Raw genomic sequence first — 10438 nt, forward strand, 5'->3', positions numbered from 1 at the left:
AAATAACTAAATACATATAAAAATGCTTAAATACACACTTTTAACATATAAACTAATCAAATCATAATTATTTTTATTCAACAGTAAATATTCAGAGTTAAAAAACTAAAAAATCAGAGTAAGAAATAATTTTTCCATTTAAAACCAACTTTCTCCAGTAGATTTTCAAATTCGATCTCTAAAATAGGAAAGGACCTCTAAGTTCTTTAGCGAAAAATGTTCCTATTTACAAACCATTTTTCTACAATATTCTTTTTAAGGTAGTTCCCCAGAAGAAAGAAACCTTTAAAGGTAAAATCTATCTATCGACTAACACAAACTCATTTTGCAGAGCAAAAAACACAAAGAATGAGAATATAAGGGGCAAAATAAATGTACCTACTATGGGTACTAAAAAAAGAAAAACTTTTGCAGGATTATCTCCCACAAAAGTTTTTTTTTTTTTATAAAACTATTTAAATTGTTTGTCTTCCAACCTCATTAATCAGGATTTCAAGTAATGAAATCCCTAGCTTCAAAAAACCACGCAAATAGCTTTTTAATGAAACGAATGTTTATGAATTCTGCTGCAAAATTAATCTTCTGCTTTCTTCAAATTGTCTTCCGGAATTCGATCAATCAAATAGTTGTAGGGATCAATACCAGCTTCAAAAGGTTTCTCTTTCGTCTTAAAAACATAAACATTTTCCTTTTTTGTTATTTTTAGCCTTTTGTAAATCAAAACCTTACCCAAACCGGAATCGTTTTTTGGTTCCGCAAAAACAGCAATATCAATATAATCTGCAACAGGTATTGGGGTTTCTTTTCCAAGTGCATCCGATCTGAATTTTTCAGAAGTCGTTTTTAAAGTGATTTCGTACTCAGAACCTACTTTTTTATATTTGGCTTCAAGCATTCGATTTGAAAATAATGTAATATTTTCAAACATATCAGAAATCAAATACTGTAAACTATCCGGAGTTACTTTACGCAATTCATTTACTACACTTATCGAAGTTGGAAATGGCGGGTTTTTATAAGCATAAGTGTCAACCAAATTTTTCAAAGCCTGATTTACCTTTTTCTCCCCAATCATTTCTTTTAAATAATACATGACTACACTTGCTTTTTGATAGTGGATGTATTGCTGGTGCTCAGTTTTCATCAAAGGTTGCTCTCCTTCAAGCTCAGAACTACGGCCGCTTAAATAACGATCCATCTCATACTTCAGGAATTTTTTCATTTTGTCTTTTCCATATTCTTTTTCCATGACCATCAAAGCAGAATATTGTGCGAAACCTTCACTAAACATTTCACTTCCCTGCATATTGGCACCAGAAACCTGATGTGCCCAATACTGATGTGCCATTTCGTGTGCCGTGACATAATAAACCTGGTCAATATCATCTTTCTTTACATCACTTAAATCAATGATAAAACCGATACCTTCACTAAAAGGCATAGTACCAGGAAAGGCTTGTGCAAAACTTTGGTATCTTGGAAACTCAATAATTCTACATTGTTTATGATAATATGGCCCAAAGTTTTTAGTATAATATTCTAATGATTTCTGCATGCTTTTGAGCATATTCGGAACATTATAGGCGTGTTCTTTGTCGTAATAAACTTCGAGATCTATGCCGTTCCATTTTTTACGGGCTATTTCATACTTTGCAGAAATAAAGGAATAAAAGTTCAATGATTTTTGATCCAATTTGTAATTGAAATACTTTCTTCCATTAGCTTCCCACGTTTTTAATAGTGATCCCGGAGCAATGGCAGTTTGGTCCGGCGCTGTACTTATCGTCGTATTCACCTCAACCCAATCCGAATCATTTGCAAGGTACGTATTGCCCCTGGCCGAAAGATTGTTCTCGTCCAGTTTTGGCATTCTGTCTCTCTTTGGTAATTTCAATTTGATTCGTTTGTTTTTATCCGAAATCTCCACGCCATTATTGTATCCCAGAGATGGTACAATATCATAATTATTGAAAAACGTTCCGTTTTGAGTCAGTTGTGTAAAAGTGACTTCGTTTTCGAATCCTTTTGTCAATTTCCATAAATCGACATTAATCTTAATGGAGTCATTAGGCAATAACGGTTTGTTTAATTCATAAATCTCATAATTTAAACGAGAATCTTTTAATTTCAATTTTGCTCCGGCAATACTCATTTTTAAACTATCAGTTACTTCTGGCATCGTAAAATGGAGTTCTCGTATAGCTACATTAGATTTGTTTTTCGCCCAAATTTCTATTTTTGCAGTCATGTTTCGTTTTTCAGGCACAAGGTCAATAGTGTAATTGAATTTATAAAAACGAGGCTGTACAAGATTTTCGAATTTTTTATATTTTTTCTCATAATCCACCTGCTTGTTCTCCTGCTCTTTTGAAGAATCGTAAGTGTTTAAAATTTTGGTATTATAATAAACAAAACTACTGCAAAGTGCAAATAAAACTAAGGTGGTCGCTATGCCAATCTTATTTTTTCCAAGTTGTTTTTTTGCATTTACCCATCTGTATTTAAATTGCTGTTCTTTACCACGAATATAAAATGCGTTAATGACAAAACACAAGATCAAACAAAATAGTGCCCAATACACATTGAACCAAATGGTAGAGGAGACAAAAGGGCCAAACCCATTCATGTCTGAGTAAGTAATGGCTGGTGTGTTACCAAAATTCAACATATTGCTATTGATTTCGAGTACCCTCCAAATGAAATTATTAACAATTATAAAAGTGACAAAAGCAAAATAGGCAATATATCGGTTGTTGATTAAATAATGAAATAACAAAGAAATCACCGCCATAAAAGAATAGCTCAGTAAAGACACTACCATTATTGATTTTAGATAAACATCTAATTTGTAATTGTAATATCCATGAGCTGTTTGTGACACAATTCCAACGATTATCGTTAAGGCAAAAACGATGGCTAAAGCAATAATGAGAGCTACCAATTTAGAGGAGAATAAAACACCTGTTTGGATAGGTGTGGCATCTTGAATTTCATTGATTTTGGCATCACGTTCTTTCCAAACCAGAACACCAGTGTAAAAAGTAATAAATCCAATCATAAAAATGCCAAAAGCCCCTTTTATAGTATCGATTACATCATAAGTAACAGGATATTGAGCAATTCCATAGCGGCCTGTAAAACTCGTAAGGCTTGCAATCAAATTAATCATTCCAATGGCAACAATGATAATAAAGGTTGGGTTTTTAATGATTGATTTAGTTTCAAATTTTACTAAACCCCAAAAGGTATTTATCGAAAAGACATTAGCTTTTGTTGCTTCGAATACCGCATTTGAAACAACCACAGGAGCTTCCGATACTTTTGATTTTTTGCTCTCTTTGCTTTTTTCTTTCTTAGTATTAAAAGAAAACTTAAAATAAACTGCGACTAAAATAATCAAACTAATTCCTATCCAGATCAAACGATTGGTTAATAAATCGCCATGTAAGGGGACTGCACTTAGGTTTTTTTCAGCAACGGTGACATATTTCGTCATAATCTTAAAAGGACGAAGTCCAAAAGGATCAAGCAAATTCGCTAACCATTCTTTATGGATATCTTTGGTAAATCCAGAGGAAACAATATAGAATACCAAAATAAGCATAGCACCTATAAAAGATACAATATTGCTTCTAAAAATAATAGCTAAAGCAAATAATAAAACCCCTGAGATAATCACATTTGGAATCCCAAAAACCAATAAACCCTGTAAATGCCCAGACCAAATGATTTCGCCAAATCTTTCCGCTGGACACATATTAAAAATTGGTGCTAGTACCGGAGCAATCAAAACACCTAAAGAAATTCCAAGTAAAGGAATTACGGAGACGATCGCTGCTCCAATAAATTTCCCGAAATAATAGTCCCTTTTTTTGATTGGGGAGGAGAATATAAATTGATACATTCCACTTTGAAAATCACGGTTGGCCGTGGCGTTCATAAAGGCTGTAGTCATCAGTAAACAAATTACCGAAAGTATACCGTAGAATTGTTCTACGACAAAAGGTGCATTTTTGTGTATATTACCAATGCTTTCGCCAATGGTAACCTGCTCAGATCCAACCGCAAAAAAAACGATCAGGGTATTAATGAATAAAAAGATCCATATCATTGGTGTCTGTAACCAATATTTTAATTCGTATCGTATAAATTTCCACATAATTTTTTATTTAAAAAGAGCTAAAAGATTGACGTTATTTGATACTGAGATTTTATCAGCCTAAGTTTCTAAAATCTTAGTAATTCAGTATCTTTTTTCTTAAACTAATTCGTTTAATTTCGCAAAAAACACATCTTCGAGATTTTCCTCTGCCGGACTGAATCCGTCATTCAAATGAGTATTCGAAAAAACGTGAATCAAAGGTTGTCCACCAACTAATTTATTCGAAATAACTTTGTAGCCTTTTTGGTATTCAGGTAATTCAAGTTTGGTTACTTTTTTCTCCCATACTTTGCTTTTCACTTGTAGTAAAGCATCATCAGTATTACCACTAAATAATACTTTTCCTTGGTTCATAATCGCCATTTGTGTGCAAAGTTCACGAACATCCTGAACAATATGAGTAGAAAGGATAACAACGGTATTTTCTCCAATTTCACTCAGGATATTATAAAAACGATTTCTTTCACCGGGATCCAATCCTGCAGTTGGTTCATCTACAATAACCAATTGTGGATTTCCTATTAAACATTGTGCAATCCCAAAACGCTGACGCATTCCTCCACTATAACTGTTCACAGCATTTTTTCGATGTTCCCAAAGATTGACTTTAACTAGTAATTGTTCTATGATTTGTTTACGGTCTGATTTTTTATCAAACCCTTTCAGTAATGCCAAATGATCCAAAAGTTCTACAGCTGACGTTCTCGGATATACGCCAAATTCCTGTGGTAAGTAACCCAGAACTTTACGAACTGCTTCTTTGTTATTTAGGACGTCAATATCCCCAAGGGTTACTGAGCCACTGTCAACATCTTGTAAAGTAGCCAGTGTTCGCATCAAAGAAGATTTCCCGGCTCCATTTGGTCCTAGCAATCCAAACATTCCTTTTTTAATGTGAAGTGAAACATCGTTCAATGCATGTACCCCATTACTGTATTTTTTGTCCAGGTTTTTAATGATTAATTCCATATTGTATGTTTTAGTTTTGATTGGTTATAAATACGTAAGACGTTACTTAAAATTAATAGTTACAGTATTGATGCAAAATTTATTTTTAATTTGAGATAATGCAGCTCTCTATACCAGGAAACTCCAGTAAAAATTCTAAGAATTACTTACGCAGAATTTACAATCTTTGGTATGAATTCGAGAACAAAGTAAGTAACGAATCAAAAGTTGCTAATTCTTTAGATAAATTAGAAGCTCAGATTCAACATAATGAAGCAGATATCGAAACTTCCTGGCTTGATATTGAGAAGAAAATGCTTTTCATGCTAGATAAACATGTGATTTTCAACTATTTACTTACCATTTTGAAAGACGTAATTGTTCAGGAAGGAATAACAAAACTTAAATCAGCCGAATTAAGTAACTAACTCCAACTAAATAATAAAATAGAGAAACAGCACGGCTTTAGCTGCTTTTCTCCTATTATTCTTCTAATAGATTCTCTATATTTGCTTCTATTTTAATTAAATCTAAATAAACCAAATATGCAAATTTATTCTTTGCTGATGGTGTTCTTTACTATAAGTTCACTTTCCGCCCAACAAGTTTCTAAAGCAAATCACCAAAGTCAAGACAGTGTTTTACCTGACAAATCAAAATCTGACAATGAATTAAAAGAAATTGTTATTTCTGCCACAAGACAAGTTGAAAGTTTAAACGAAGTTCCTTCTTCAGTAACGATACTTTCAAAGAAACAATTACAACAACAATTAAGCATAAGTTCCAATTTAAGTGATATTTTGGGCACAACAGTTCCGGGCTTGGGTTTTACCACGAATAGAACTCAGAATTTAGGTCAGACTTTACGTGGTCGTCGCGTATTGGTTATGATTGATGGTATTCCACAATCTACACCTTTAAGAGACGGAGCAAAAGACATGCGTTCTCTGGATCCTACAGTGCTGGATCGTGTTGAAGTTATTAAAGGCGCTACCGCAATTTACGGTAACGGTGCTGATGGAGGTTTGATTAATTACATTACAAAAAAACCAACTACCGATAAAGCAATAAGCGGATCAACAGAGGCCGGGACAGCTTTCTCATTGATTAAACCTAAAGAAACTGCCGGTTTCTTTGTGTCACAGCAGTTCAACGGGAAAATTAAGAAGTTCGATTATGTAGTTAGTGGCCGTTATGAAGAAACAGGACTTTATCGCGATGCAAAAGGACGTGTCCTTTCACCGGAGTATGGAATGAACGATCTTAGAAACTGGAATGCTTTTGCTAAAATCGGATATGATTTTAACGCTAACAATCGTCTGGAATTAATGTACAATTATTTCAAAAGCACACAACACACTGATTATATTGCCAAAGCCGGAGTGTATGGAAATTTTGATAGGCCTACTACCGGAATCAAAGGGTCACGTCCCGGAGAACCAGAAGGAACGCCTTATAACCACAATGCCGCTTTAAGTTATATTGGGGAGAATATTATTGGAAATACAGATATTAATGCTACTCTCTATTTTCAAGATTATCTTACACTTATTAACTATAGCGACTTTTTTGAAAACAAAGGACAACCTGCTACACAAAGTAAAAAATTTGGTTTTCGTTTGAATTTAAACAGTCCGTACGAAATCAATTCTCTTATATCCGGTAATGTTACTTATGGGGTGGATATTCTTTCAGATATTACCGATACTCATCTTACTGATGACAGATTGGTAATTCCGGAAATGAGTATGACCAATTTAGCTCCTTACTTTCAAATTAAGAACATGTTTGGACCAAACTTGGTATTTAAAACCGGTTTGAGACTTGAAAATGTAAGCATTGACGTTCCTAACTATACCACCATTGGTATTCGTAATTATGTAAACGGAACTTACGTAGGTGGAGGTGTCGCAGTAAACGGCGGGGCATTACATTTTAATGCACTAATGTTCAATGCCGGATTGCGTTATACAAAATGGAATTTGTTTAAACCTTTTGTAAGCTTTTCTCAAAGTTTCAGTGTAGCCGACTTAGGTTTAGTATTACGTGCTGCAAAAGAAAATACCGTTAACAATACTTCAATAAAAGCGGTTACTGCCAATAATTATGAATTTGGATTCTCCGGAGCTGTAGATCGATTATCTTATGAAGCAGCTGTTTATTACAGTACTTCCAAATTAGGTGCTTCTTATGTTTATATCGACGGTAATCCACAGATTTCCCGTTCACCTGAAAAGATCTATGGTTTTGAATTATCAGCAAAATACCGTCTTCATTCCAAAATAGATATCGGAGCCAGTTATTCTTTTACAGAGGGGAAACGTGAACTTGCCGACAAAAAAGTATATTTAGGAGGTGATCGCATCAATCCGCCAAAAATAACAGCTTATACTGTATTTAGGCCTATCGAAGACTGGTCGATTTTTCTTCAAATGATCAATACACCAGGAAGAGACAGATTCGAACCTGTTAATGGAGCTTATACGTATGGAACAGGACCAATAAAATCATTCACCGCTTTTAATCTTTCGTCCGGTTATACTTTTATGAAAAAAAGTACGATTCGTTTAGGTGTTGAGAATTTATTCAATAGGGACTACTATACGGTTATCTCACAATGGCAATCGAACAATATGAATTATGTTAAAGAAAATGGTACACGATTGACCTTAAGCTTTACACAAGCATTCTAATTACGTCACAAGTCATCAACAAAAAAAGGCTGCCCTAAAATAATAAGGACAGCCTCCTCTTTTTCTTTTACAGACTCTTTTAAAATCTTTTTGATAAATTTAGTATTAATTCAAAATAATAAATAAACAGAACAAAGCCAATTGCAGTTAAGTAACTACCAAATGAAATATTTGAAAACACAATGATCGGTTTAATATCGCTTTGATCCACTAATAACAACAAACAACTAAACTAATTTGAGTTCATCTATTATTCAAATAAAATCAAATTCATTTTTATCAAAGAAAGTATAAATTGAAGATTATTATAAAAACTAACCGTCCTAATCAGTCTATTATTATGAAAAATATCGGCTAAGGGTTGGTGAATAAAATTACCAAAATAATACTTAATAAAACCTTCATTTCGAATACACTATTCTGACCTAATCTACATAAAAAACAATTATTCAAAATGTTTTTTTTGTAAGAAAAAACAACTATCTTTACTATAAACATATACTACTATACATATATATTTCTAAAAAAACCTATTAAACTGAATAAATACTCTTAAATAACAAGTTTAAATTCATTGTAAAATATGATACAAAAAACAAAAAATATATTGAATCTACTAGTACTAACATACGTAAGTACGTTTATGACCGGCTGCCAAAGCGATGAAATAAAAACTACGGTCATAAATTCTGATATAACTGCAGTAAAAGAATGGTTTGACAATAACAGTCCAAATCTAGAATCACTAAACTATACAAAAAAAATAGATTGGGAAAATGCAAGAATATCTATTGAAGGTGATGCTAAAACGATAGAAATTCCTCTTATGCTGTTTAACAATACATCAACAAATGTTATTGACGATACCGATTATAGAACCTATATGTCATTATTATTCATTTTAAATGAAAATGAATAATATCAGATCTTTAATATTATTTACACTACAAAGAATAAAATTATAAATAACAGTAAAGAGTTTAATCTCTATAAAACTGATTCCATATATTCGGGATATATAACAATACAAAACAGTAAAAACAAAATTATTTATTCTGGAGAATTTCAAAACGGTCAGCATATTAGATATCATAACAGAGCTCCCATACAGAACGTCACTTCAAAATACATATGCACCTACTACGTTACAGTTGGTCCCATTACAACTTGTAGTAATTGGAGTTGGGTACCTGACAATATACCAGTGCCTGGAGTTCCCTATTTCCCAGGAGGTCCATCCTTTCCTGGTGGTCAGCCACCTCCAGTTATAAAATTAGATCCCTGTGCACAAGCCACAAAAATGTCTATTGACGGAAAAGACCCAGTTTTTCTATCCGCAAAAAAAAATATTCTTAATGCTAACCCAAAAATAGAGCATAGTATTACTTTAACTAGACGGAATAATCAATTGGGACAGATAGCTATGAATAGTGGTGGCACTTCTAGTGTAAAAGTAAACACAAACTGGCATGGATCTTTTGCCGCCTTGCACAACCACCCAAATAATACGCCACTGTCTGCAGGCGACATTTACGCTGGCATAACGTTAAATGTAGACAATCGTAATTTTACAACTTCGTACATTCTAACGGGAGGAGAAGTATATGCAATTGTTATAACCGATTTGCAAGCAGCAAAAGATTTTACTGCTGCTTATCCTGCTGATCAGATAGCAGGTTACAATCCCGAATTTCCAGACGTTCTTTTTGACCAACTGCAAAATTTTGTCACTACCTTTGGTTCTTCTATTGATGGCAGGACTGAAGCAATGTCAGTAATTTTAAATAAATATAATGCAGGAGTCACTTTGATGAAACAAGATTCTGAAGGGCAATTCAAACCGTTTAATACTAAAGAATCTATACTCCCAAATGGCAACAAGTCTTACACCTCAATACCTTGTAATTAACAAATAATTCAAAAAAAATGAAAAAGCTATTAAAAACATTTATACTTCTGTTATTATTAATTAACTATAGCTGCAAAGCACAGCAATTGGTACAAACTCCTAATGATATATTTAAATTAAAAACAAATGAACAGCAGTTTCTCAATAAGCCTCTGAAAAGCCTCCTAAAAGAAATAAAACCTGAAATAAAAACTGCTTTTGCTACCACTGATAGTCCTTCATTTTTTACTTTTAAATTTTTGAGTCCTTCGGAAATTAATCAAAAAGTTGTTGGACGAAAAAACATAAGCTTTTATGTCTATGTAAAGGAACCTGTTGATTGGAGTGATGATAAAAGATCTAAAGGAAAGGAATATATATGGACACCACAAGATGTCGAGAAGTATGGTAACCTAACAATAATCAGGATTAAAGTAATTGAATGGATAGAGAACTAAATATATAACTAAGAACAAATCCTATTTTAAATTGTATTAACCGTCGATATTTCCCATTTTTCAATAATGAATTATATGTTAAAGAAAATGGTACACGACTAACCTTAAGCTTTATACAAGCATTCTAATTACATCACAAGTCATCAACAAAAAAGGCTCGAACATTACGTTCGAGCCTTTTTATATTCACTGTCTCGTCCTGAAATAAGTTGACATAAAATTGACTTATTTATGAATAATCCAGAATTTAAAAAAGAGCGACGCAGTCAGAGAGATTACAACATAGGCT

The 10438-nt window shown here is 33.1% G+C and carries 7 protein-coding genes; 5 read left to right on the plus strand and 2 right to left on the minus strand.

Annotated elements, in window-relative coordinates; all coding sequences use genetic code 11:
* Nucleotides 1-574: 574 nt before the first annotated feature.
* Entirely contained in the window at nucleotides 575-4159 is a 3585-nt protein-coding gene (locus tag FLA105534_RS21665) for an ABC transporter permease/M1 family aminopeptidase (protein WP_173968163.1), read from the minus strand.
* 99 nt (nucleotides 4160-4258) lie between these two features.
* Nucleotides 4259-5131: an ABC transporter ATP-binding protein gene (locus FLA105534_RS21670; RefSeq protein ID WP_173968164.1), complete on the minus strand. Its 873-nt coding sequence runs from the start codon at nucleotides 5129-5131 to the stop codon at nucleotides 4259-4261.
* Between the two features lie 98 nt (nucleotides 5132-5229).
* On the opposite strand from FLA105534_RS21670, the gene FLA105534_RS21675 reads away from it, so the two are divergent.
* From FLA105534_RS21675 to FLA105534_RS21695, 5 genes are all read left to right on the plus strand, one after another.
* Nucleotides 5230-5538: an HD domain-containing protein gene (locus FLA105534_RS21675; protein ID WP_173968165.1), complete on the plus strand. Its 309-nt coding sequence runs from the start codon at nucleotides 5230-5232 to the stop codon at nucleotides 5536-5538.
* Between the two features lie 117 nt (nucleotides 5539-5655).
* Nucleotides 5656-7803, plus strand: coding sequence for a TonB-dependent receptor (locus tag FLA105534_RS23975; RefSeq protein WP_173968166.1), 2148 nt, complete (start codon nucleotides 5656-5658; stop codon nucleotides 7801-7803).
* A 607-nt stretch (nucleotides 7804-8410) separates the two neighbouring features.
* Nucleotides 8411-8722, plus strand: coding sequence for a hypothetical protein (locus tag FLA105534_RS21685; RefSeq protein WP_173968167.1), 312 nt, complete (start codon nucleotides 8411-8413; stop codon nucleotides 8720-8722).
* Nucleotides 8723-9007: 285 nt separating this feature from the next.
* On the plus strand, nucleotides 9008-9712 hold the full coding sequence (locus tag FLA105534_RS21690) for a hypothetical protein (RefSeq protein ID WP_173968168.1): 705 nt from the start codon (nucleotides 9008-9010) through the stop codon (nucleotides 9710-9712).
* A gap of 17 nt (nucleotides 9713-9729) precedes the next feature.
* On the plus strand, nucleotides 9730-10149 hold the full coding sequence (locus tag FLA105534_RS21695; RefSeq protein WP_173968169.1) for a hypothetical protein: 420 nt from the start codon (nucleotides 9730-9732) through the stop codon (nucleotides 10147-10149).
* Nucleotides 10150-10438: the final 289 nt, after the last annotated feature.

The sequence above is a fragment of the Flavobacterium collinsii genome (assembly GCF_902804485.1).
Lineage (GTDB): Bacteria > Bacteroidota > Bacteroidia > Flavobacteriales > Flavobacteriaceae > Flavobacterium > Flavobacterium collinsii.

Excerpts from the sequence above, each read along its gene's own strand:
- FLA105534_RS21695 (WP_173968169.1), top strand. The coding sequence starts at position 9,730 with ATGAAAAAGCTATTAAAAACATTTATACTTCTGTTATTATTAATTAAC.
- FLA105534_RS21670 (WP_173968164.1), bottom strand. The coding sequence starts at position 5,131 with ATGGAATTAATCATTAAAAACCTGGACAAAAAATACAGTAATGGGGTA.
- FLA105534_RS21665 (WP_173968163.1), bottom strand. The coding sequence starts at position 4,159 with ATGTGGAAATTTATACGATACGAATTAAAATATTGGTTACAGACACCA.
- FLA105534_RS21675 (WP_173968165.1), top strand. The coding sequence starts at position 5,230 with ATGCAGCTCTCTATACCAGGAAACTCCAGTAAAAATTCTAAGAATTAC.
- FLA105534_RS23975 (WP_173968166.1), top strand. The coding sequence starts at position 5,656 with ATGCAAATTTATTCTTTGCTGATGGTGTTCTTTACTATAAGTTCACTT.